Source organism: Amycolatopsis minnesotensis, from assembly GCF_039529815.1.
In the GTDB taxonomy this organism is placed as follows: Bacteria; Actinomycetota; Actinomycetes; order Mycobacteriales; family Pseudonocardiaceae; genus Amycolatopsis; species Amycolatopsis minnesotensis.
On the sequence record NZ_BAAANN010000015.1, the window covers coordinates 1 to 24,340 of the forward strand.

The window sequence follows — 24,340 nt, forward strand, 5'->3', positions numbered from 1 at the left end:
GCGACTGGACACTCCGCATGGTCAACGGCCAACCCGAGTTCACCCCGCCAGCGTTCGTCGACCCGTGGCGAAGACCCCGGACGAACCGCCCCACCGCCCAACCCCGCGCCGCCTGACAAACCCCGCCGCCACCGGCGGCCACTACGTCCACCGCGGACCGAGCGACAAAACCCCGGTCCTTCAGCCACCCCCCGGCGAAGGACAACACAAACACGCCCACCAACTGAACCGCAGGCGCCGACCTATCCTGCGCCACCACCGCCAACCGCGAACCATCACATGACCGGCCGGTCGCGCGTGGACCGCAGGACTAGCCGGGTGCGGCAGCGAGGGTGACTACCTTGACCCCTGGCGGAGCCCCAGGACCAGCCGCCGCATCCCGCCGCTCAATCCCGGGTTGCCTGATATCCCGCCGCTCTTGGCGGTCCGGTGGTCCGTGTCCATGGCGGATTTGCCGAACAGAACCTGGTTCTTCAGCCCCTCCCCGACGAAGAGCGGCACAAAACGCCACCATCCGAACCCGGCGGGCGCCGAACCGCCCAGCGCCACCACCGCTCAGCCGCGGGCCACCGGACGACCGGCCCGGTCGCGCGCCGGTGGCAGCGCCAGTCGGGTACGGCAGTGAAGGTGACCGCCTTGTCCGTTCCGTGGGGAACTGTCGCTGGTGACCAACGACGCGACCGGCACCGAGGAGCGGCAGTTTCACTCGGCGCGCCGAAGGCGTGCCTGAAACTCTCACCGTGCCCACCAAACGCGCGAGCGCCACGACCCACCAGTGATGTCGGAAGCCTCTTCGCCTACGACGGTCGCATTAGCTATCTTTTGTCCACTTTGCTGGCCGGTTGGTGACATTCCGACGTTCGGCCCTGGTCCGGCCGTGTTCGCCGGTGCGACCCTCATTCCCCGCCATCGAGGGAAAAGAGGGTGCGATGAGGAAGTTCACCGTGCTGTCCGCGGCTGTGGTGCTCGTGACCACGGCAGGGATCGCGTCACCCGCAGCCGCGCAGGAGCACCACGGCGGTGCCGCGCGAGGACACCACGGCGCACCGCACCACCGCACGCACCAGTCCTCGAACTGGGCGGGGTACGTGGCGGGCGGCACCCACAAGACCGTGGTCACCACGTGGGTGAATCCCGAGGTGGACTGTTCGACCAGGGGCATCGTGTCCTGGTGGGACGGGATCGACGGGCAGGACTCGAACACCGTCGAGCAGATCGGCGTCGACGCGAACTGCGAGTCGGGCAGCCTGCGGTACGAGCCGTGGTACGAGCTGTACCCCCAGGATTCGGTGTACTTCGACGAGCCGACCGACGCCGGTGACACGATGACCGCGACCACCGCCTACGACGGCGGCCACCGGTACACGATGACGCTGGCGGATTCGACCAAGGGCTGGTCGAAGACCTTCCACGGCACCGCGTCCGGTGACCAGGACGTCGACGCCGAGGTGATCGTGGAGGCCATCGGGTCCGGCGACATCCCGCCGTGCCCCGATTTCGGCACGGTCTCGTTCAGTCAGACCACTGTGGACGATCGCGCGTTCGCCGAGTACGGACCTGGCAGGACCGATCTCGTGCGCGAGGACACCCCGCTGACCGCGACCGGCGACCTGAATGGCGGCGACTTTTCCGTGCGGTGGCTGCATTCCTGAGCGGTCGTCAGGCGCGCAGGGTCGCACCGCCGTCGACGAAGAGGTCCTGCATGGTGATGTGCCGCGCCTTCGGTGAGACGAGGAACAGCACGGCGTCGGCGATGTCGGCGGGGTCCGCGATCCGGCCGAGCGGGATGCCGACGCGGAACTGCTCGGGCGCGCCCGCGATGACGGCGTCGGCCCCGTTCTCGTCGGTCCACAGCAGACGTTGCATCGGGGTGTCCGTCGAACCGGGGGAGACCACGTTGCACCGGATGCCGTGCCCGGCGAGTTCCAGTCCGAGGCAGCGGGTCAGCATCGTGGCGGCCGCCTTCGACGCGGCGTAGGCGGCCATGCCCATCCTCGGCACGCCCGCGGCGTTCGAACCGACGGTGACCAGCGCGCCGCGCCGCCGGGGCAGCATGTGGCGGGACAGTTCCCGCAGCACGGTGAACACACCGGTGGAGTTGACCGCGAAGGTGGCGGCCCAGTCCTCGTCGGTGGTGTCGCACACCTGGCCCGGTTTCAGGATCCCGGCCACCGACACGCCGATGTCGATCGGCCCGAGATCCCGTTCCGCCGCTTCGATCACGCGGGTGATCGCCGCCGGGTCGCCGACGTCGGCGGTGAAGGGCACGACCCGACCGTCCGATCCTTCCGCGACGCCGGCCAGTCCCGCCGCGTCGACGTCCACCGCGGCGACCGTGGCGCCCTCGCGGACCAGGCCTTCGACCACAGCCGCGCCGATCCCGCGCGCGGCTCCGGTCACCAGCGCGATCGATCCCGCGATTCCGGTGTCCCCGTGTGCTGGCACCATGTTGCGCACCTCTCTACCGATCAGGGTTTGGTTAGGTTAACCTAATTCGGCGAAGCGGCCTGCGGTAGTGGGCGCGGGGCCGGTGTGACCCGGCCCGCGTTCACGAGGATGGACTTCTGTCCGCTTTGTGAATTAGATTAGGCTAACTTAACTTTCGAGGTCGAGGAGTGCGGTGATGGGGGCGAACCCCGGTGGCGAGGCTGGCGGCAGAGTCCGCGCGGTGGTCGGGAACCCGCGGAGCCGGAGGCGGATTCCCGTGACCGCGCAAGCTCTTCTCGGTGCGGGCCGGCGTGAATCGCCGGGCAGCGCCGTGGTCGTGGTTCCCGCCTGACCGCGCTTTCCGTGTCGCGGCAAGACATCCGCGGCGCGACGCGCGCCCACTCCGCCCGCCGAAAGGATTTTCCGACGTGTCCCCCTCCGCACTGGTCCGGCCACGGCCCGTTCACCGTGCCGACGATCTGCTGTCGGCCTACCTGCCGGGTTCGTTCTACTACTCCTCGCCGCGCGGCGCGCTGCTCGCGGACGGTGTGCGCGCGTGCGTTCGGCGTGGGCAGGGGTCTTGGGCCGACGCGGCGGCGGAAGCGCTGGCCGGGACGTCGGCGGAGGACGCGGTCGTGGTCGGCGCCATCGGGTTCCGGCGGAACTCCGAAGCGAGTCTCGTCGTGCCCGCCGTGGTGCGGCGCGCCGACACTCCCGTCGACGGTCTCACCGCGACACCCGCCGCGTTCGGTGCCACGAGCTGGTCCGCGTCGCCACGGCCGGAGCCGCGGCGGTACGTGGACGGCGTCCGCAAAGCGCTGGAGCTGATCGACGGCGGCGCACTGAGCAAGGTCGTCCTCGCCCGCTGCCTCGAACTGACGGCGAGCACCCCGGTTTCGGTGCCGTCCCTGATTTCCCGGCTGGTGCGGGCGAATCCCGGTGCGCACGCGTTCGCGGTGGACGTCACCGCCGGGGGAGACCGGGCCCCGCGCACCCTGGTCGGGGCGAGTCCCGAGCTGCTCGTCGCGCGGCGCGGGGACACGGTGGTCGCGAACCCGCTCGCCGGATCGTTGCCGCGCGTCACCGGCGACTCCGCGGAGGCCGACGCCGAAAACCGGCGTCGTATCGCCGCTTTGCTCGCCTCGCACAAGGATCGCCGCGAGCACGCGCACGTCACGGCGCAGGTCGCCGACGTGCTCGGCCGGTTCTGCGACGAACTGGACGTGCCTGCCGAGCCCGAGGTGATCGGCACTCCGACGATGTGGCACCTGTCGACCAGGATCACCGGGCGGCCTGCCGATCCGGCGGATCCCTCGTCCTCCGCGCTGGCGCTGGCCGAAGCGCTGCACCCGACACCGGCCGTGTGCGGCGTGCCCGCCCCGGCCGCGCACGCCGCCATCGCGGACCTGGAACCGGAGGACCGCGGCTACTACTCGGGCATGGTCGGCTGGACCGGCCCCGGCGGCGACGGCGAATGGGCCGTCACCATCCGCAGCGCCGAGGTGTGCGACCGGACGGTCCGGCTCTTCGCGGGTGCCGGGATCGTCGCGGGCTCGGACCCGGAGGCGGAACTGGCCGAGACGAGCGCGAAGTTCCGCACGCTGTTGCGTGCGCTCGGGGTGGAGGGAGTGGCGTGACCAGGGACCACGTGCCGTGGCCGCCCGAGGTCGCGGCCCGCTACCGCGCTTCGGGGCACTGGCGTGGACAGACCTTCGGCGCGTTGCTCACGTCGTTGAGCGCCGCCTACGCGGAGCGCACCGCCGTCGTCGGCGAGCGGGACGGCGCGGTCACGCGCTGGACCTTCGCGGAACTGGACGAGCGCGCACACCGGATCGCGGCCGGTTTCGCCGGGCTCGGGATCGGTGACGGCGATCGCGTGGTCGTGCAGCTACCGAACGTGCCGGAGTTCGTGCCGGTGGTGTTCGGGCTGTGGCGCGCGGGGGCGCTGCCGGTGTTCGCGCTTCCCGCGCACCGCCACAGCGAGCTGACGCACTTCGCCGCGCAGAGCGAGGCGGCCGCGATCCTCACCGTCGAGCAGCACGACCGGCACGACCACGCGGCCATGGCGCGCGACGTCGCGGCGGAGGTGCCCTCGGTCCGGCACGTGCTGGCGCTCGGTTCGGCCGAGTTCGACGGCCTTGCCGCGACCGCCCCGCGCGAGCTGCCGGACCCCGATTCGGAGGGCGTGGCGTTCCTGCAGCTTTCCGGCGGCAGCACGGGATTGCCGAAGCTGATCCCGCGCACGCACGACGATTACCTTTACAGCGTCAGGGAAAGCGCGCGGATCTGCGCGCTGCGCCCGGACAGCGTGTACCTCGCGGCGCTGCCGGTCGCGCACAACTACCCGCTCAGTTCGCCGGGGGTGCTCGGCGCGCTGCACGCGGGCGCGGCGACCGTGCTGGCCCCGCGGCCGGACCCGGACACCGCGTTCCGGCTGATCGAATCCGAGGGCGTGACGATCACCGGGGTCGTGCCGCCGCTGGCCGCGGCCTGGGTGCAGGCCGCGGCGCGCACCGAGCGCGATCTGTCCACTTTGGAAACCCTGCTGGTCGGCGGTGCGAAATGCGGTCGCGAACTGGCCGAGCGGATCGGTCCCGCGCTGGGCTGCCGCCTGCAGCAGGTGTTCGGCATGGCGGAGGGCCTGGTCTGCTACACCCGGCTCGACGATCCGGAGCCGATCGTCCTTGCCACGCAAGGACGTCCGATCTCGCTCGACGACGAAATCCGCGTCGTCGACCCGGACAACCCGGCGGCGTCCTCCACCGACGTGGTGGCCGCGGGGGAGGTGGGCGCGCTGCTGACTCGCGGCCCGTACACCATCCGCGGCTACTATCGCGCAGACGAGCACAACGCCACGGCGTTCACCCCCGACGGCTTCTACCGGACCGGGGACCTGGTGCGGCGCGGGCCGACCGGGCACCTCGAGGTGGTCGGTCGGACGAAGGAGCAGATCAACCGCGGCGGCGAGAAGCTGGCGGCCGAAGAGGTCGAGAACCACCTGATGGCCCATCCCGGCGTGCTCGACGCGGCGGTGGTCGGCGTGCCGGACGAGTACCTCGGCGAACGGACCTGCGCCTACGTGGTGCCCGCCGCCGGTGCCGCGCCCACCGCGCCCGAGCTGCGCCGGTTCGTCCGCGAACGCGGCGTCGCGTCGTTCAAGGTGCCCGATCTCGTCGTGGTGGTCGATGTGTTCCCGGTGACCGGCGTCGGCAAGACCAGCAAACGCGAGCTTCGGGCGGCGCTCGCCGCCCTCACGAAGGAAGGGTGATTCCGCTTGTCCCTGCCCAAGATCCGCCCGTACCCGGTGCCGGGCGCGGCCGAGCTGCCCGCGGGGCGCGTGGCGTGGCTGCCCGATCCAGCCAGGGCGGCACTGCTGGTCCACGACATGCAGCGGTACTTCCTCGCCCCCTACGAGGGCGCGCCGGTGCCCGAGGTGACGGCCAACATCGCCGGCCTGCTCGCCTCGGCTCGTGCGCAAGGAATTCCGGTCTTCTACACCGCGCAGCCGGGGCACCAGGAAGCCGCGGACCGCGGGCTGCTCACGGAGTTCTGGGGCGACGGGATCGGCGCGGTGATCGACACCGACCCGCGTGCCGCGGACATCGTGGCCGATCTCGCGCCCGAACCCGGCGAGTCCGTACTGGTCAAATGGCGCTACAGCGCGTTCCAGCGCAGCGCCTTCGCCGAACAGCTCGCCGCGCGCGGGCGTGACCAGCTACTGATCACCGGGGTGTACGCGCACATCGGCTGCCAGGCGACGGCCGTCGAGGCGTTCATGCGCGACATCAAGCCGTTCCTCGTCGCCGACGCCGTCGCCGACTTCTCACCGGAGCGGCACGCCCAGGCCTGCGAGTACGTCGCACAGCGCTGCGGCGCCGTCCTCACCACCGCCGACGCGCTGGACGCGCTGTCGGCCCCGATCCACGCTGGAGCACCACGATGAGTAGCACACCCGCCCTCTCCGCCGACCGCGTCCGCGCCGACGTCGCCGCGCTGCTCGGCTGCCAACCGGCGGAGATCGCGCTCGACGAGAACCTGTTCGACCGCGGGCTCGACTCGGTGCGGATCATGTCCCTCGTCGAGCGCTGGCGAGGCGAAGGCGCGGCCGGGCTGGAGTTCCCCGATCTGGCCGAGCGGCCCGAACTCGGGCACTGGACCACCGTGCTCGGGAAGGCCGCGGCGGAATGAGCCGGGTCGACCACCGCGACCGCCACCGCGAGCGGATCGCGGAGGTGCGGGCCGGCACGAGCGCGGAGAAGGTGCCCTACCCGATCCGGATCCGCGAGACCGAGGTCCTCGGCACGCGCATGATCGGCGCGGGCCTGATCAGGGTCACCCTCGGCGGGCCGGGGACGGCGGGGTTCGAGGCGCACTCGCCGGACGAGCACATCAAACTGCTCTTCCCGGACGACGACGGGACGCTGCGCCTGCCGGAGCCGAACGGGCAGATGCTCCGCTGGCCGCGCCCGGCACCGGTTTCCCGCGAGTACACGGTTCGCCGGTACGACCCGGCGACCGGTGAGCTCGATGTCGACGTGGCCGTGCACGACGGCGGTCTCGCGTCGGACTGGGCCAAGGCCGTCGAGCCGGGCGCCGTCGTGCACGTGGCAGGGCCTCCCGGCGGGCTGATCGTCCCGCACGCCTACGACCGGTACCTGCTGGCGGGCGACATCACGGCGCTGCCCGCGATCGCGCGCTGGCTGGAGGAACTGCCCCGCACGGCGACCGGGTGGGTGTTCATCGAGGTCGCGGGTCCCGCGCACGAGATCCCGCTGTCCGCGCCGGAGGACGTCGAGGTGCGCTGGCTGCACAGCGGGGACCGGATTCCCGGCACCGGCGACGCGCTGGAGCGCGCGGTCCGCGCGGTGACCGTGCCGCAGGGCGAGCGCGTCTACGTCTGGCTCGCGGGAGAAGCGGGCGCGTTGAAACCGTTGCGCCGCTGGGTCCGCGACGACCTCGGTCTCGGCAAGGACGACCACGACATCACCGGCTACTGGAAGCAGGGCGTAGCCGACTTCGACGAAGACCACGAGCACTGACAAATCCACCGCACTGTCCCGTGTGGACAAGTCCATTGAGGATCCATTGATGAGAACTGCAAGAGCCAGCCGCATCCTCGGCGCCGCGGCCGTCGTACTCGCCCTCGTCGCCACCGGCTGCGGATCGAGCGGGTCCTCGTCGGCCACGGGCGAGACCAGGAAGTTCGCCGCGGACAACGGCGAGATCACCATCCCGGCGAAGCCGCAGCGGGTGATCGCGACCGGCTACGCGGTTCCCGCGCTGATCGAAGCGAAGGCGCCGCTGGTCGGGATTTCGAGCTGGGCGCGCGGCCTGCCGATGATGGACCCCGAGAGCAAGGCCACCTACGACGGCCTCAAGAAGGTCGCGGGTGAGCAGGCCGCCGAGACCAACTACGAGGCGATCGCCAACGCCAAGCCGGATCTCATCGTGATCGGGGTCCCGGCACCGGTGCTGAAGGACGTCGACATCGAGCGGCTCAAGGCCGTGGCGCCGGTCGTCGCGATCGGCCCGACGGTTCCTTCGGCGTGGCGCGACCTTTCCCGCAAGCAGGCCGACGCGGCGGGCACGCTCGCGAACTTCGACGCCGTGAAGGGAAAGTACGAAGCCAAGGCCGCCGAACTGGCCGCCAAGTACCAGGCGGTGCTGCCCAAGCTCAAGCTCGGTCACGTCGGCGCGTACGGCGAGGTCGCCAAGGGCAACTTCCAGCGCGAATTCGACGGCTCGTGGGGCACCAACATCGCGCAGGACCTCGGCGCGCACTACTACGGCCAGGTCAAGAAGAAGGGCGGCGGCTCGAAGGACGTCAGCGAGTATCCGTCCATTGAGGAGCTTCCGTCGGCCTTCGCCGAGGCGGACGCCATCACCTACTCGGTCAAGCCGGACGGGTCCGTGCCGCCGCCGGTCAAGTACGTGCTCGATTCCGAGCTGTGGAAGAACCTGCCCGCGGTGAAGGCGGGCAAGGTGTATCCCTTCCGCTACACCGAAGCCGCGACGTACCAGGCGGCGCAGCTGACGTTGGACGCGGTCGACAAGGCGTTCGCGCCCCTGCTGGCCCGATGACGGACGGCCCGCGCGGGCGCACCCTGCCGCGCGTGCCGGTGCGGCGGGCGACCGTGCTGGTCGTCGCGCTGGCACTGCTGGTCGTGGTGGCAGTGGTGAGCATCGGCGTCGGCGCGCACGCCGTCGCGCTGGGCGAGGTCGTGCGCGCGCTCGTCGACGGCCCGGGCGGGTCGAGCGACCGGACGATCGTGCTGGACATCCGCGTGCCGCGGGCGCTGCTCGCCGTCGGTGTCGGCGCCGCGCTCGCGGTGGCGGGCGCGATGATCCAGACGCTGTCCCGAAACCCGCTCGCCGAGCCAGGTCTGCTCGGGATCACCGCGGGCGCCGGGTTCGCGATCACCGCGGGCTCGGCGCTCGGGGTGGCCGTGTCGCAGGCGGGGCAGCTCGTCACGGCCGTCATCGGCTCGGTGCTCGCCGCGCTCGTGGTCTACTCGGTCGGCCGCCGGTCACCGCTGCGCCTGGTGCTGACCGGGGTCGCGCTCAGCGCGGTGCTGACCGGCGTCTCGCTCGGGATGCGCCTGATGTTCCCCGACGTCTTCGACCAGTACCGCTTCTGGTCGGTCGGCTCGCTCGCGGGCAGGGAGCAGGCGCCGGTGCTCCTGCCGATGGTCGCGATCGGGCTGGCCCTCGTCGGCGCGTTGCTGCTGAGCCGCTGGCTCAACGCGATCGAACTGGGCGACGCCGTGGCGCACACGCTCGGCGCGAACGTCGCCCGCGTCCGGCTCGCCGCGCTCGTCCTGATCACCGTGCTGGCCGGGGCGGCGACGGCGGTGGCGGGGCCGATCCTGTTCGTCGGCCTGATCGTGCCGCACCTGGCGAGGCGGCTGGCTCCGGGCTCGGTCCCGTGGCAGCTCGCCTACGCGCTGGTGCTCGGTCCGGTGCTGCTGCTGGTCTCCGACATCGGATCGCGCGTTCTGCTGCCCACCGGTGAGGTGCCGGTGGCGATCGTGACCGCGTTCGTCGGCGGCCCGGTGCTGATCTGGGCCGTCCGCCGTTACGGGGCGGCGTCGTTGTGACCGCCGTGGTACTGCGCGGGCGCGGCAGGTCGATCCGCGTCGAACGCCGGACGCTCGTGCTCGTGGTGTCCCTGCTCGTCCTCATCCTCGGCCTCGGGTTGCTCGGCCTGTGCTTCGGCGCCACCTGGATGAATCCGGGCGAGGTGCTCCAGGCGCTGGCCGGGTTCGGCGATTCCGTCGTCGTGGTAACGGAATGGCGCCTGCCGAGAGTGCTCGCCGGGATCGTGTTCGGTGCCGCGCTCGGCGTGGCGGGCGCGATCTTCCAGAACATCACCAGGAACCCGATGGGCAGCCCGGATGTCATGGGGCTCGACGCGGGCGCCTACACCGGCGCGCTGATCGCGCTCACCGTGTTCGGCGGGACACCCGGTGAACTCGCGTTGAGTTCGGTGCTGGGCGGGCTGGTCGTCGCCGCCGTCATCTACCTGCTTTCGGCTCGCGGTGGGCTTTCCGGGCTCCGCCTCGTCGTCATCGGGATCGCGGTGAACGCGATGGTCACCGCGCTGAACTCGTGGATCGTGCTGCGGGCCGATCTCGAGGTGGCCATCGCCGCGGTCGGCTGGAGCGCGGGTTCGCTCAACGGGGTCGGCTGGCCGAAGGTGGTGCTGCCGTTCGCGATCATCGCGGTGCTGCTGCTGGTGATGGCCACGCGGTCGCACGCCATGCACCAGGCCGCGCTCGGTGACGCGCTCGCGGTGACCAGCGGGGTCGGCGTCGGGCGGCTCCGGCTGGTGATGGTGCTCGTCGGCGTCGGCTGCACGGCGACGGTGACCGCGGTCGCCGGGCCGATCGTGTTCATCGCGCTGGCCGCGCCGCAGATCGGGCGCAGGCTGGCGAAGGCGCCCGGGGTCCCGTTGCTGCCCGCCGCGCTGACCGGTGCCGTGCTCCTGCTGGGCGCCGACCTGATCGCCCAGATGCTGCTGGCGCCGGTTTCGCTGCCGGTCGGCGTGGTCAGCGCCGCGATCGGCGGGGTCTATCTCATCTGGCTGCTGACCAAGGAGGTGCGGAGCGCGTGACCACGCGACTGAGCGCACGGGAACTGACGCTGCGCTACGGCGAGCGAATCGTGTCGACGGAACTGAGCCTGGACGTCCCCGACGGTGCCTTCACCGCGATCGTCGGCCCCAACGCGTGCGGGAAGTCGACGCTGCTGCGCGCGTTCGTCCGCTTGCTGCGCCCAGCCGAGGGTGACGTGCGCTTCGACGACCGCGCGGTGAGTTCCTTCCCCGCCAAGGAGTTCGCGCGCTCGGTCGGGTTCCTGCCGCAGGATCCGCTGGCACCGGAGAACATCAAGGTCTCCCAGCTCGTCGCGCGCGGCAGGTTCCCGCACCAGTCGCTGCTGGCGACCTGGTCCGAGGCCGACGACCGCGCGGTCGCCGACGCGATGGACGCGGCCGGGGTCGCCGATCTCGCCGGCCGTGACGTGCAGGAGCTGTCCGGGGGCCAGCGGCAGCGGGTGTGGGTCGCGATGGTGCTCGCGCAGCAGACCTCCTACCTCCTGCTCGACGAACCCACGTCGTTCCTCGACATCACGCACCAGTACCAGCTTCTCGGCCTGCTCGCCGGGCTGCGCGACGAGGGGCGCACGGTGATCGCGGTCCTGCACGACATCAACCAGGCCAGCCGGTTCGCCGATCACCTGGTGGCGATGAAGGAAGGCCGCGTCGTCGCCGAGGGCACCGCGGCGGAGATCGTGGACGCGGCGCTGATGAAGGAGGTCTTCGACCTGCCGAGCATGGTGGTGCCCGATCCGGTTACGGGCACCCCGATGGTCGTGCCGACGCTCTGAACCCATGCCACGAAACCAGGAGCACACCTTGTCTGCAGGGGACCCGCTCGAACTGACCGGCGCCCAGCTCGGGATCTGGCACGCGCAACGGCTGGAGCCCGACTCGCGCTTCTACGTCGTCGGCGACGTGGTCGAGATCTCCGGCCACGAGCCAGTGGACGCAGCCCTGCTCGCCACCGCAATCAAGTCCACCGTGGACGAAGCAGATTCGTTGCGGTTGCGGGTATTCGATGGGGTACGTGCCCCGTTCCAGGTGATCAGTGCCGATCCGGCCGAGGTTCCGGAAGTCGTCGACCTGAGCGCCGAGCCCGATCCCCGCGCGGCCGCGGAGTCCTTTGTGGTCGCCGAACGGCTCCGGCTCGCCGAGGCGTGCCGAGGGATGGTCGAGCGGAACCTGTGCGCCCAGAAGGTGCTCCGGCTGTCCCGCGGCGAGGTCTGGTACACCCTGCTCGGGCACCACCTGGTCTTCGACGGCTACAGCGCGGCGATGCTGGCCCGCCGGACGGCCGCCCACTACACCGCGCTGGCACGCGGGAGCGAGGTGGCGCCGTCGCCGTTCGGGCGGTTCGCGGACGTCGTCGAATCGGATCTGGCCTACCGGGCGAGCGAGCAGTGCGAAGAGGACCGCGCCTACTGGCGCGACCGGCTCACCCCGTTGCCCGAGTTCGCCGATGGCGGTGGCGCGGTTTCCGACGCGCCGGAGGACACCCTGACCGCGCGGGCGGTGATCCCGCCGGAGGAAGTGGCGGCGCTGCGCGGGTTCGCCGAACGGGAGGGGATCACCTGGGGTGAAGCCCTGATCGCCGGGTACGCCGCGTTCCTGCACCGGGTGCAGGGGCTCGCCGACGTCGTGTGCGCGCTGCCGCTGATGTGCCGCACCGGTTCGGCGGAGCTGCGCACCCCGGCGATGGCGGTCAACGTGCTGCCGCTGCGCGTCGACGTGCACGGCGGGGACACGCTGGGCGAACTGGGCAGGCGCGTCGCGGCGGCGATGCGGGAGCTGCGCGCGCACCAGCGCTACCGCGGCGAGAACCTGCCGCAGGACCTGCCAGGCGCCGGCGCGCTGCTGCACGGGCGGGGCGTCAACCTCAAGGCGTTCGACCTGTCGCTCGACTTCGCGGGCGCGACCGGCGTCATGCGCAACATCGCGGGCGGGCCGCCGGAGGACATGGGGCTCAGCGTGCTGCCGACCACCGGCGGCGGCCTGCTGCTCGGGTTCGAGGTCGACGCCCGCACGCACGACCAGGCCGGGGTCGACCGGAAGCTGGCCGTGCTGCGCCGCCTGCTCACGGCGCTGACCGGGCAGGACGCGCCCGCGGTCGGCCAGGTCGAGCTGCGGCCGCCCGCCGAGCGGGACCGCCTGCTGGCGAGCTGGACGGTGCCCGCGCTGCCTGGCGTGCCGCCGGACGTGCCGTCGCTGCTCGCGGACCTCGCCGCCGCGCAGCCGGACCGGATCGCCTTGGTGCACGGGGAACACCGGTTGTCCACTACGGACCTCGCGGGCCGGGTGCACCGGCTGGCGCGTGCGCTGCGGGCACGGGGGATCGGCCCGGACGACGTCGTGGCGCTCGCGCTGCCGCGCTCGGCGGATCTGGTCGTCGCCCTGTTCGCGGTGCTCGCGGCCGGTGGTGCGTACCTGCCGCTGGACACCGCGCACCCGGTCGGCAGGCTGCGCGAGCTGGTCGCCGACGCGGCCCCCGCGTTGGTGCTGACCGATACCGGCGAGCTGGTGTTCGAGGACGTCCCGCGGCTCCGCGTGGATTCCCCGGAGACCGTCGCCGGGTTGTCCGGCGAGCCGCTGGCACCGGAAGAACTGGCCGCGCCGCGGCATCCGGACCACCTTGCCTACGTCATCCACACCTCCGGCTCGACCGGCCGCCCCAAGGGCGTGCTCGGCAGGGCCGGTGCGCTGGCGGGACTCGTGCACCACCACCGTTCCACGGTCGTCGCCGAGACGGAGGCGGCCGCGGGCAGGCGCCTGCGTGCCGCGCACACCTACTCGTTCGCCTTCGACTCCTCGCTCGACCAGCTCCTGTGGTTGCTGTGCGGGCACGAACTGCACCTGTACGGCAGTGACCTCACCCGTGACGCCGAAGCGTTGCTGGCGGCGTTCGCCCGCGACCGCATCGACGTCGTCGACACCACGCCCTCGATGGCCGCGGCACTGGTCGACGCCGGGATGCTCACCGGTGCGCACCGGCCTTCGCTGCTCATCCTCGGCGGGGAGGCCGCGCCGGAGGCGTTGTGGCGCCGCGTCGCCGCATCGGGCGTCGCGGCCAGGAACCTCTACGGGCCAACGGAATCCACAGTGGACGCCACGATGGCGCGGATCGACGGCGACGTGCCGACGATCGGCTTCCCGCTCGCGGGAAGCCGGGTCCGCCTGCTCGACGGCGCGCTGCAACCGGTCCAGGACGGGGAGGTGGGCGAGCTGTACCTGGCCGGGCCGCGGCTGGCCCGCGGTTACCTGAACCGGCCGGGGAGCACCGCCGAGCGGTTCGTCGCGGACCCGTTCACGGGCGCCGTGATGTACCGCACCGGCGATCTCGCCAGGTGGGTGCCCGGCCGCGGTGTCGAGTACCTCGGCCGCGGCGACGGGCAGGTCAAGATCCGCGGGTACCGGGTGGAAACCGGCGAGGTCGAGGCCGCGCTGGGCGCGGTCGGCGGGGTGTCCGCCGCGGCCGCCGTGGTCCGCACCGACGGTGGCAGGGCACGGCTGGTCGGCTACGTCGTGCCTGCCGGGGGCGCCTCGCTCACGCCGGAGTCGGTGCGGAGCGCGCTCGCCGAGCAGGTGCCCGAGCACCTGGTCCCGTCGGCGGTGGTCGTCATGGACGCGCTGCCGCTCACCGTCAACGGCAAGCTGGACCGGACGGCGCTGCCCGTGCCGCGCGCCGAAAGCGGGGGCAGGGCCGCGGGCACCGAGCGGGAACGGCTGCTGTGCGCGGCCGTCGCGGAGGTGTTCGGGCTCGACGACGTGGGTATCGACGACGACTTCTTCGCACTCGGCGGGGACAGCATCACCGCGATCAGCGTGAGCAGCAGGCTGCGGGCACGAGGTCTCGAACTGCGCCCGCGGGATCTACTGGCGCGCCGCAGCCTCGCGTCGCTCGCCTTGGCGGGCAAGCAGATCGAGGACGACGCACCCGCTCCGCTCGACCACCCGGCAGGCCCGGTGCCCGCGCCGCCGATCGTGCGCGCGCTGCTCGACCCGCACCCGGACGTCGACGTCGTCGCCGCGTACGCGCAGTGGACCGCGCTGCGCGTGGACGACGCGCTCGCGCTGGACGACCTGGTCCTCGGCGTGCAGGTGATCCTGGAGCGGCACGACGCGTTGCGGCTCCAGGTGGCGTCGAGTTTGGTGGTGCGCCCGCGTGGCACGGTGTCCGCGGCGCACATCGTGAGCGAGGTGACCGAGGAGGACGTCACCGGGGTGGCCGAGCGGCTCGCCGCCGCCCTCGATCCGCGCACCGGCGATCTGGTGCGGATTTCCTTGGTGCACACCGAAAACGGTGATCGGCTCGTCGTGGTCGCCCACCACCTCGTGGTCGACGGGGTGTCGTGGCGCGTATTGCTGCCCGATCTGCACGCGGCTTGCACCGCCGGGGTGGCCGATTTCGGGCCGTCGGGCACATCGTGGCGACGGCACGCGACCCTGCTCGCCGAGCAGGGCGAGTCCGGGGCGCGCCGTGACGAACTCGCCCATTGGCGCCACGCCGTCGGCGCGGTCACCCGTCTCGGCGATCGCCCCCTCGACCAGTCGCGGGACCTCGTGGCGACCGCGCGCCGGTCCACCACGAAGGCCACACCCGAGGTCACCGAGGCGCTGCTCAGCACGCTGCCCGCCGCGTACCGCGCCGGAGTGGACGAAGTGCTGCTCGCCGCGCTCGTGCTGGCGTTGCGGACCTGGCGGCGGGACCAGCACCCTGATTCCGTGACCGTGACCATGGAGGGGCACGGCCGCGCGCACGGTCCCGATCTCTCCCGCACGGTCGGCTGGTTCACCAGCGAATACCCCGTCCGAGCCCCCGCCGGCGCGATTCAGTCCACTGTGGACCTCGATGACGCGTTGCGCGGTGGCGATGCCGCCGGACGGCTGGTGCGCGCGGTCAAGGAGGCGAAGCGCGGAGTCCCCGGCGACGGGATCGGCTACGGCGTCCTGCGCCACCTCGACCCGGCGACCAGTGCCGAATTCGCGGCCACGCCGCCGCCGGACGTGCTCCTGAACTACCTCGGCCGGTTCGCCGCGTCACCGGGAACGGGCTGGCGCCTCCCGGAACGGGACGCCTTCGCGGTGGTCGAACCGGCGGGCAAGGCGCTGGAGCAGATCCTGGCGCTCAACTGCTTCGTGCACGAGGAGGGCGCACCCGTCATCGCGGTCGAGTGGACCGCCGCCGGTGAGGTGCTCGACGCCGAGGCGGTGACCGGCCTGCAGCGTGCCTGGGTGGCGGCGCTGGATGCCTTGTCCGCGCACGCCGCGAGAACGGGTGCCGGCGGCCTCACCCCGTCGGACCTGCCGATGGTCGCGCTCGACCAGCCCGCGATCGACGCGCTCGAAGCCGACCGCCGCGTCGAGGACGTCCTGCCCGCCACCCCGTTGCAGGTGGGCCTGTCCTTCCACAGCCTGGTCCGCGGCGAGGGCGACACGGACGTCTACGTCGTACAGGCGATCACGTCCCTGTCCGGCGAAGTGGACCCGGCGCGGATGGCGGACGCGGCCCGCGAGCTGCTGCGCCGGGTCCCCGCGCTGCGGACCTACCTGGCCACCACGAGTGCGGGCGAGGTCGTCCAAGTCGTTCCCGCCGACGTCGAGCTGGACTGGCAGTACGTCGATTTCTCCGGAGACGCAACGGCGTTCGCCGAGCGCGCGGGCGCCGAGCTGAAGCGGCCGTTCGACCCCGCCAGGCCGCCGCTCATCCGGTTCCTGCTCGGCACGCTCGGCGGGGACGAGCACCGGCTGGTCTTCACCAACCACCACGCGTTGCTCGACGGCTGGTCGATGCCGCTGGTCGGCCGCACGCTGCTGGCGATCTACGCCGAACTCGGCGGCGGGCCACCCGCACCCGTCCCCACCGGGCTGACCGAATTCCACCGACTGCTGTCCACACGCGACCAGGACGCGTCCCTGAAGATCTGGCGCGACGCGCTGGCCGGGATCGACGAGGGCACCCGCCTCACACCCGCGACCGCGACGTCCGCAGTGGAGCGACCGGGCCGCGTCCCGGTACCGCTCGGCGGCGAGTTCAGCGACCGGCTCCGCGCGTTCGCCCGTGAGCGCGGCATCACCCTCACCGCCGTGCTCCAGACCGCGTGGGGTGTGCTGCTCGGCAGGCTCACCGGGCGCCGCGACGTGCTGTTCGGCTGCCCGGTCTCGGGCAGGCCCGTCGACGTCGACGGCGTGGAGACGATGATCGGCCAGCTCGGCACCACGATCCCGGTCCGGGTGCGGCACACCGGCGCGGGCACCGTGGCCGCGCTCCTCGCCGAGGTGCACGCGGACAACGTCGTCCTCGCCGAGCACCACCACGTCGGGCTGCCGGACATCCAGCGGGCCGCCGGCGCGGGCGAGCTCTTCGACACCATGCTGGTGATGGAGAACTTCCCGCTCTCCAGCCGGAACCGCACCGCGCTGGCACCGGGGCTCGACCTGGTCGGCGTCGACATCATCGACGCCACGCACTACCCGCTCACCGTGATCGTGATCCCCGAGGACGAGATCACGATCGGTCTCGGCTACCAGCCGCACGCATTGGACGAAGCCACCGTGCGGGACTACGGCCGCTGGCTGCGCACCCTGCTGCGGGAGATCGTCGAGGACCCGGAGCGCCCCGTCGCGCGGCTGCCGATGATGGATGCCGGGGAACAGGACCGGCTGGTGCGGACGGGCACCGAAGTGGTGCCGTCGAAGCAGCGCGGTAGCTGCCTCGACGAGTTCGCCGCCCGCGTGCGCCACCGTCCCGGCAAGGAAGCGGTGGTGTGCCGCGACCGGAGCCTGTCCTACGGCGAGCTTGACCGGCTGTCGAACCGCCTCGCGCACAAGCTCATCGAAAGCGGTGTGCGGCAGGAGGACCCGGTCGCGGTCCTGCTCGGCCGCGACGTCGAAATGGTGGTGGCGCTGTTCGGGGTGCTCAAGGCGGGCGGGGTGTACGTGCCGATGGACGCGGAGTACCCGCGCGACCGGCTGGCCTACATGCTCGACGACATCGCACCGGCGGCCGCGGTGACCACCGGCGGCGCGGTGCCTGCCGCACGGGAGATCCCCGTGCTGCGCATCGACGATCCGGCGACGCTCGCCGGTCCGTCCACATGGGACGATGATCCGGCCGAAGCGCGCCGCGGGCTCACCGAGGACGCGCTCGCCTACGTCATCTACACCTCGGGCACCACCGGCAGGCCGAAGGGCGTGGCGGTGCCGCACCGCGGGATCCCGGACCTGATCGCGCTGCAGGAGGAGATCGTCGGGGTCACCGAGGACGAACGGTACCTGCACTTCGCGTCGACGAGCTTCGACGTCGCGTTCTGGCAGACCATGGTGCCGCTGCTCTCCGGCGGGACCTCCGTCATCGCGCCGGAGGAGGTGCGCGTGCCCGGTGACGAGTTACTCGACTACATCGTCGAACACCGCGTCACCGGGGTGAACCTGCTGCCGTCGTTCCTGGCCGCGATGCCGGACGACCGCACGGTGGCGAAGGACGTGTTCTTCGTCGTCGGCGCCGAGCGGCTCGACCCCGAGCTGGCCAGGCGCTGGGGCGACCGCAGGGCGCTGTTCAACGCCTACGGCCCCACCGAGGTCACGATCAACGCGGTGACCTGGCAGTACGACAGGGACGATCCCGGCCCGCTGCCCATCGGGCGCCCCGATCCCAACATCCGCGCGTACGTGCTGGACGACGGGCTGCTGCCGGTCGGCACCGGCGTCACCGGCGAGCTGTACCTCGGCGGGCCGGGGCTGGCCAGGGGCTACGTCGGCAGGGCAGGCCTGACCTCCCAGGCCTTCGTCGCCGATCCGTTCGGGGGTGCGGGCGAGCGCATGTACCGCACCGGCGATCTGGTGCGCTGGCGGCCGGACGGCATGCTCGTGTTCCTCGGCAGGGCCGATCACCAGGTCAAGATCCGCGGTTTCCGGATCGAACTCGCCGAGATCGAAACCGTGCTCACCCGGCACCCTTCGGTGAGGGCGTGCAGCGTGATCGTCCGCGAGGACCGGCCGGGTGATCGCCGCCTCGTGGGGTACGTCATCCCGGCCGACGGCGCCGCGTTCGATCCGGCGGAGGTGCGCGCGTGGCTGGCCGGCGATCTGCCAGAGCACATGGTGCCGACCGCGCTGGTGGCGCTCGACCGGCTGCCGCTGGGGCCCAGCGGCAAACTCGACCGGTCCGCGCTGCCCGCACCCGACGCCGTCGCGGCCCCGGCGCGCGAACCGGCCACCGGTGCCGAACGCGTCCTGCTCGGTGTCTTCCGCGCGGTACTCGGCCGCGACGAGGTCAACCTCGACGACGAGTTCTTCGCCGTCGGCGGGGACAGCATCGTGTCGCTGCAGGTCGTTTCCCGCGCGCGGCGCGACGGCCTGCTCCTGACCGCGCGCGACGTGTTCGAAGGCGGCACGATCGCGGGCATCGCCGCGCGCGCCGGCGCCCTCGACGGCGGTGACGCGACCGAGGCGCCCGCGGTCGGGGACGCGCCGCTGACCCCGGTCATGCGGGACCTGCTGAGGCGGTCCGAGGCGACGGGGTTCTGCCAGTGGACCGAAATCTGCGTCCCGCCCGGCGATGTCTCGACGTGGCACGCCGTGCTCGACGCGGTGCTGGCCAGGCACGACGTGCTGCGCGCGCGGCTGGCCGAGCCGGGGGTGTTGCGCATCCCCGGGGCCGGTGCGGTCACCGGCGCGGACGTGCTGACCGTGGTGCCGGTGTCGGCCGACCCGCGTGCGGCGGCCGACGCCGCGATCGCCGGCGCGCGCGCCGGGATGGACCCGCGCACGGGACCGCTGCTGCGGGCGGTGTGGGTGGACGCCGGGCCGTCGCGGCCGGGCAGGCTTGTGCTGATCGCGCACCACCTCGTCGTCGACGGGGTTTCGTGGCGGATCCTGCTCGACGACGTGCGCCACGCCTACGACACGGGTTCCTTGCCACGGCACGGCGAATCGTTCCTCGGCTGGGCGCGTTCCCTGCGCGAGGCCGTGGAATCGCGGCGTACCGAACTGCCGCACTGGCGGCATGTCGCGGCCGCTCCCGCGCGCCCGCTTTCGGCGACACCGCTCGATCCGGCGCGGGACACCGCGGCGACCGCCGTGCACCACGAGATCCGGCTTGCTCCCGGCGTCACCCGTGCCCTGCTCACGACGGTGCCCTCGGCCTACCGCACGACGCAGGACGCGGTGCTGCTCACCGCGTTCCTCGCGGCCGTCCGAGAATGGCGCGGCGCCGCGGAACTCCTCGTGGCGCTGGAGAGCCACGGCCGCCCGCCGCACCGTCCCGACCGGAGCGGCCCGGTCGATCTCGCGTCCACCGTCGGCTGGTTCACCGCCGTCCACCCCGCCCGGATTTCCTTGTCCGGAACGGGGTTCTCGGATTCGCTGAAGGCGGTGAAGGAACAGCTGCACGCGCAGGGCGACGGCCTTGGCCACGGCATCCTCGCCGGTGCGGACCCCGCTTTGGCCGTCGCCCCGGAGGTGAGCTGGAACTACCTCGGGCAGTTCCCCGCCGCCGCGCCGGGGGAGGTGCCGTGGCAGGTCCCGCCGGACGCGGACCCGCTCGGCTCCGGCGGCGGTGACGCGCTGCCGCTGCCGCACAGCCTGATGGTGAACGCGCTCGCCCGCGACGACAGCCTCGGCATCCGGTTCACCTGGCCGTCGGCGGTGTTCGCGGCCGCCGAGATCGAGGATCTCGGCGCCTGCTTCCAGCGCGCGCTGACCCGGCTCGCGGCGGATTCCGGCGTGCTCGAAGACGCCGGTCTCACCCCGTCCGACGTGCCGTTGTCCACTGTGGACCAAGCGGGTATCGACGCGCTCGAACGGGAGTACCGCGTCACCGACGTGCTGCCGCTGACCCCGCTGCAGGAACTGATGGTGCGGCACTCGCGGGCGGCGGATGGCCCCGACCCGTACACCGTGCAGTCCACCTTCTCGCTCGAAGGCCCGCTCGACGTGGACGCGCTGCACGCCGCGGGCGCGGATCTGATGGCGAGGCACCCCAATCTCGGCGCGGCGTTCCCGGCCACGGCCGGTCTGGACCACCTGCAGGTGATCCGCGCGGACGCCAGGCCGGACTGCCGCCTTGTCGATATTTCGGGGCTCGGCTCCGAGGCGCGCGAACGCGAGGTCGACCGGTTGCTGGCCGAGGACCTCGCGGAGCCGTTCGACCTGGCGGCGGGCGCGGCGATGCGGCTGACGGTGATTCGGCTCGGGGTCCGCCGGGTGGATTTCGTGCTCACCAGCCACCACGTCCTCTCCGACGGCTGGTCGGCCCCGCGCATGCTGGGCGAGATCTTCACCGGGTACTCCGCCCGCGTCGGCACCGGGACCGGCGCGTTGCCCGATCCCGTGCCGTTTTCCGGCTACCTGCGCTGGCGCGCCGATCGCGATCACGAGGCCGATCTCCGTGCGTGGCGCGAGGAACTGGACGGGCTTCCCGATGGCACCCACGTGACCGGGGAGCCGGAGCAGGCCGGCACCGCGGCGGCACCGGTGCTCTTCGAGTTCGACGCGACCGTGGTCGCCGAGCTCACCAGGGCCGCGGCCGAACGCGGGCTCACGCCGAACACCCTCTTACAGGGCGCCTGGGCGGCGGTACTCGCGGCGCGGTCGGGACGGCGGGACGTCTGCTTCGGCACGATGGTCTCCTGCCGCGTCCCGGAGGTGGACCGCGTCGAAGAGATCATCGGGCTGCTCGCCAACACCGTGCCGGTGCGGGTCCTGCTGACCGGCACGATCGCGGGCGCGCTGGCGGATCTGCAGCGGCGCCAGCAGGCGATCGCCGCGCACCACGCGGTGTCGCTCGCCGATCTCGAACGGCTGACCGGGCGCGCGCGGCTGTTCGACAGCCTGGTGGTTTTCGAGAACTACCCGGTGGACGAGCGGGCGCTCCGCGAGCCGTCGCCGGGCCTGACCGTCGTGGGGACCCGGTTCCGCGAGGCGACCCACCACCCGCTGACCCTGACGGTCATGCCGGAGGGCCGCGGCTGGGCGGGCGTCCTCGCTCACCGGCCCGAGCGGGTGTCCGCGGCCGAGGCGGGGCGGCTCGCCGACGATCTCGTCATGGTGGCACGGGAACTCGGCAGGCCCGGCCGCCTCGACGAGGACGTTTCCGTTTTCCTGTCCCGGATCGGTGGATGATCGTGTGGTCAAACCCCTCGGTGACCCCGGCGTACGTCCGCGGCACCCGCTGATGGCGGGCGAGCCGCGGCAACCCGGTCTCAGGTCCACAGTGGACGGATAAGGGGCAGTCGCACCGAGCGCACGAGCTCGTCGAGGCGGAGCCTGCGCAACGCCGCGGAGCCGTTCTCCGAGACCGCGTCCGGTACCGGGGTGCGGACCGCGCACACGCAGCGCACCGGGCTGCCCGCCACCCTGCGGACCAACGCTTCGAGTACCGCGAGGGAGTCGTGGCCGACCCACTGCGCGTCGTCGATCAGCACGGTGGCGTTGCCGTCGCCGCGCAGCAGCGAGCCCGCCGCGGCGGCGGCCGCGCGACGGGCGAGCACGGGGTTGTCGCGGGCGCCCGAGATCGGGCCGATCGACGACCACGGCACCGCGCGGCCGGTCAGGCCGGGTGCCGCCGGTTCGGGCCGAGTCCCGAACACCGCGGGTGCCGCGGTGCCGTCCGGGGTGAACCGCAGCGACGAGACGCGGGTGCCGCGCTGGACGAGTTCTTCGCGGAGCCGGGCGAGCAGCGTGGTGCGTCCTGCACCGGCGGGCCCGGTTACGAGGACGAGTGGTGCACCCGCCGAGCCGACGGTGTCGAATAGATCCACTCCACCGTGATCGCACAGAACTACGCGCCGGGTTGCCCTTCCCGGCCCGCGAAGAGACTTTCGGGCCGAAACAGTGTCCGAAAACTCGGCGCGTCGGCACGGGGCAGGGTGCGGTGCCCGATCTTCCCGGTGCTGCTGCACTAACCGCTCTTGCCGTACTCACCGGTGGGATGGCGAAATGGTGGCGGGGATCGACGAACCGGCGGCACCTCGGGGGAGTTCCTGGCATGGCTTGGTGCGACGAAAAGGGGAGAGACGACTCGATGGCCGAAACCCTTGGCAGGGTGGTGGACCGGTTCCTGCTGCTGGACCCGGCGTGGCGGCCCGCGTCCGAGGACGCGGCACCACCCGCCAGGGCGGTGGTGGGGTACTGGCCGGTCCAGGACGACGGCGGTATCGGGAAGTTCTGCGCGAACCCGGCGTACCGGCCCGGCGACCGGAACTCGCCGTCGGATCCGCTCGACGCGGCGTTGCGGCTGCTGCTGCGCGGTCAGGCGAGCAGCGCCCAGATCCAGCTGATGATGCGGGACACGCTGGTCGACATCGCGGTGCAGGTCGGCGGGCGGCCGCTGGTGGTCAGTTCGCCCGACGGCAGGGAGTCCGTCGTGGTCGCCACCGGTGAGCCGCACCGGGCGCGGATCGGTGCGCCGGGATGGCGCCGGGCCGCCACGCTGGAGGACCTGGTGGAGCTGCTCGACGGCGACGTCGACGTGCTGTTCAACCGCGGCGGCCCGGCTTCGGTCCGGCTGACCGGCGACTTCGTCCGCGAGACGATGCTGATCGGCACGGAGGAAGCCGCCGAGCTGTACGCCGCGCAACGAAACCCCGGCGGGCTGCGCGTGATCCCGTGGGGACCTCGCAACGCCGCACAGCCTTGGTGACGCCGTCGCGCGCTGTGCGGTGAATCCGGCCTCCGCGCATCTCGCCGGAGTTGCACACGTACCTGTTCCGCGCGTCGTACCCTACGTCCGGACCGGCTGGCCTTGGCAGGTCGGCGGAAGGGCCGGATGACCCGCTTGCGGTGCCCCGAACCGCGTTACCGGAGGAGTCGATGCTCGGATGACGGCAGGACGATCCATGCCCGCGCAGGACGAGGTGCTCGGGTACTTCGACACGTTGTCGAACTGGGGGCGGTGGGGCGAGGACGACGAGCGCGGCACCCTGAACCACATCACCGACGACGTCCGGCTGGCGGCGGCGCGGGCCGTTCGCCATGGCAGGAGCGTGTCGTGCGCATGGGAGGTTGCCGTACCGGAAGAGATGTCACGGTCGACGACGACGTGCCCGTGCGCCGCCGACATGCCGGGCGCCGAGAACATGCCCTCGCCGTTCCACAAGGACCGGCACTGGGGCTTTTCGAACGAGCAACTCGGCATCATGTTCCACGGCAACACGATCACCCACGTCGACTCGCCGTGCCACATCTTCTGGGACGGCAAGATGTACAACGGGCGGTCGCACTCGCTGGTGGACGCCGCGACGGGATCCGCGTGGGCGGCCGTCACGGCGGCGGCGAACGGGATCGTCACACGTGGTGTCCTCCTGGACATCGCGAAGGTCCGCGATGTGCCGTGGCTGGAACCGGGGGAGGGTGTGCTTCCCGAGGATCTCGAGGAAGCCGAGCGTCGCCAGGGTGTGCGGGTGCGGCCCGGCGACGCGGTGCTCCTGCGGACCGGCTATGGCCGCGTTCGACACGAGGCTGGTGACTCCGGTGGTGTCACGCAGGCCGGCTGGCACGCGTCCTGCCTGCCGTGGCTGCATGAACGGGGGGTCGCGCTGATCGGCGCGGACACCCCGCAGGACGTTCAGCCGTCGGGGTACGAGGATGTGTTGATGCCGGTTCATGCCGTGGGGCTCGTCGCGATGGGTTTGTGGCTGCTCGACAACTGCGATCTGGAGGGGTGTGCGGCGACGGCTGTCGAGCTTGGGCAGTGGGACTTTCAGTTCGCGGTTGCGCCGGTTCGGTTTGCGGGTACGTCCGGTAGTCCGGTCAATCCGATTGCCACGTTCTGATTTTCGGTGCACGTGGCTGAGCTGTGCACCTGTGTCGTGTTTGGAC

15 protein-coding genes are annotated in these 24,340 nt (G+C 72.2%); 13 read left to right on the plus strand and 2 right to left on the minus strand.

What is annotated here, in order from left to right; genetic code table 11:
* The first annotated feature begins 929 nt into the window (after positions 1-929).
* Complete coding sequence (locus ABD256_RS19805; protein WP_344420558.1) at positions 930-1,652, plus strand: G1 family glutamic endopeptidase; 723 nt, start codon at positions 930-932, stop codon at positions 1,650-1,652.
* A 7-nt stretch (positions 1,653-1,659) separates the two neighbouring features.
* On the opposite strand, the gene ABD256_RS19810 is transcribed toward ABD256_RS19805, so the two are convergent.
* Positions 1,660-2,448 carry a 2,3-dihydro-2,3-dihydroxybenzoate dehydrogenase gene (locus tag ABD256_RS19810; protein WP_344420561.1) on the minus strand — a complete coding sequence of 263 codons (789 nt, stop codon included), beginning with the start codon at positions 2,446-2,448 and terminating at the stop codon, positions 1,660-1,662.
* 407 nt (positions 2,449-2,855) lie between these two features.
* Here ABD256_RS19810 and ABD256_RS19815 point away from each other — a divergent pair, with 407 nt between their 5' ends.
* Genes ABD256_RS19815 through ABD256_RS19860 form a run of 10 tightly spaced genes read left to right on the plus strand, consistent with a single transcriptional unit; the run spans position 2,856 to position 21,643 of the window.
* Positions 2,856-4,064 carry an isochorismate synthase gene (locus tag ABD256_RS19815; RefSeq protein ID WP_344420564.1) on the plus strand — a complete coding sequence of 403 codons (1,209 nt, stop codon included), beginning with the start codon at positions 2,856-2,858 and terminating at the stop codon, positions 4,062-4,064.
* Positions 4,061-5,695, plus strand: a complete 1,635-nt coding sequence (locus tag ABD256_RS19820) for a (2,3-dihydroxybenzoyl)adenylate synthase (RefSeq protein WP_344420567.1) — start codon at positions 4,061-4,063, stop codon at positions 5,693-5,695. The genes ABD256_RS19815 and ABD256_RS19820 overlap by 4 nt, the downstream gene beginning before the upstream one ends.
* A gap of 6 nt (positions 5,696-5,701) precedes the next feature.
* Complete coding sequence (locus ABD256_RS19825) at positions 5,702-6,370, plus strand: isochorismatase family protein (RefSeq protein WP_344420569.1); 669 nt, start codon at positions 5,702-5,704, stop codon at positions 6,368-6,370.
* Positions 6,367-6,615: a phosphopantetheine-binding protein gene (locus ABD256_RS19830; RefSeq protein ID WP_344420571.1), complete on the plus strand. Its 249-nt coding sequence runs from the start codon at positions 6,367-6,369 to the stop codon at positions 6,613-6,615. Before ABD256_RS19825 ends, ABD256_RS19830 begins: the two co-directional genes overlap by 4 nt.
* A complete protein-coding gene (locus ABD256_RS19835) occupies positions 6,612-7,466 on the plus strand; it encodes a siderophore-interacting protein (RefSeq protein ID WP_344420573.1) in 855 nt (284 codons plus the stop codon). The genes ABD256_RS19830 and ABD256_RS19835 overlap by 4 nt, the downstream gene beginning before the upstream one ends.
* Before the next feature lie 49 nt (positions 7,467-7,515).
* Entirely contained in the window at positions 7,516-8,508 is a 993-nt protein-coding gene (locus tag ABD256_RS19840) for an ABC transporter substrate-binding protein (protein WP_344420576.1), read from the plus strand.
* On the plus strand, positions 8,505-9,524 hold the full coding sequence (locus tag ABD256_RS19845) for a FecCD family ABC transporter permease (protein WP_344420579.1): 1,020 nt from the start codon (positions 8,505-8,507) through the stop codon (positions 9,522-9,524). The genes ABD256_RS19840 and ABD256_RS19845 overlap by 4 nt, the downstream gene beginning before the upstream one ends.
* Positions 9,521-10,540, plus strand: a complete 1,020-nt coding sequence (locus ABD256_RS19850; RefSeq protein ID WP_344420581.1) for a FecCD family ABC transporter permease — start codon at positions 9,521-9,523, stop codon at positions 10,538-10,540. The genes ABD256_RS19845 and ABD256_RS19850 overlap by 4 nt, the downstream gene beginning before the upstream one ends.
* A complete protein-coding gene (locus ABD256_RS19855; protein WP_344420584.1) occupies positions 10,537-11,313 on the plus strand; it encodes an ABC transporter ATP-binding protein in 777 nt (258 codons plus the stop codon). Before ABD256_RS19850 ends, ABD256_RS19855 begins: the two co-directional genes overlap by 4 nt.
* 4 nt (positions 11,314-11,317) lie before the next feature.
* Positions 11,318-21,643, plus strand: coding sequence for an amino acid adenylation domain-containing protein (locus ABD256_RS19860; RefSeq protein ID WP_425546477.1), 10,326 nt, complete (start codon positions 11,318-11,320; stop codon positions 21,641-21,643).
* An 80-nt stretch (positions 21,644-21,723) separates the two neighbouring features.
* Here ABD256_RS19860 and ABD256_RS19865 read toward each other — a convergent pair whose 3' ends face one another.
* Positions 21,724-22,281: an ATP-binding protein gene (locus tag ABD256_RS19865; protein WP_344420590.1), complete on the minus strand. Its 558-nt coding sequence runs from the start codon at positions 22,279-22,281 to the stop codon at positions 21,724-21,726.
* A gap of 263 nt (positions 22,282-22,544) precedes the next feature.
* Between ABD256_RS19865 and ABD256_RS19870 the strand changes: the two genes are divergently transcribed.
* Positions 22,545-23,162 carry a type VII secretion system-associated protein gene (locus tag ABD256_RS19870; protein ID WP_344420593.1) on the plus strand — a complete coding sequence of 206 codons (618 nt, stop codon included), beginning with the start codon at positions 22,545-22,547 and terminating at the stop codon, positions 23,160-23,162.
* 196 nt (positions 23,163-23,358) lie between these two features.
* A complete protein-coding gene (locus ABD256_RS19875; RefSeq protein ID WP_344420595.1) occupies positions 23,359-24,294 on the plus strand; it encodes a cyclase family protein in 936 nt (311 codons plus the stop codon).
* The last annotated feature ends 46 nt before the right edge of the window (positions 24,295-24,340 follow it).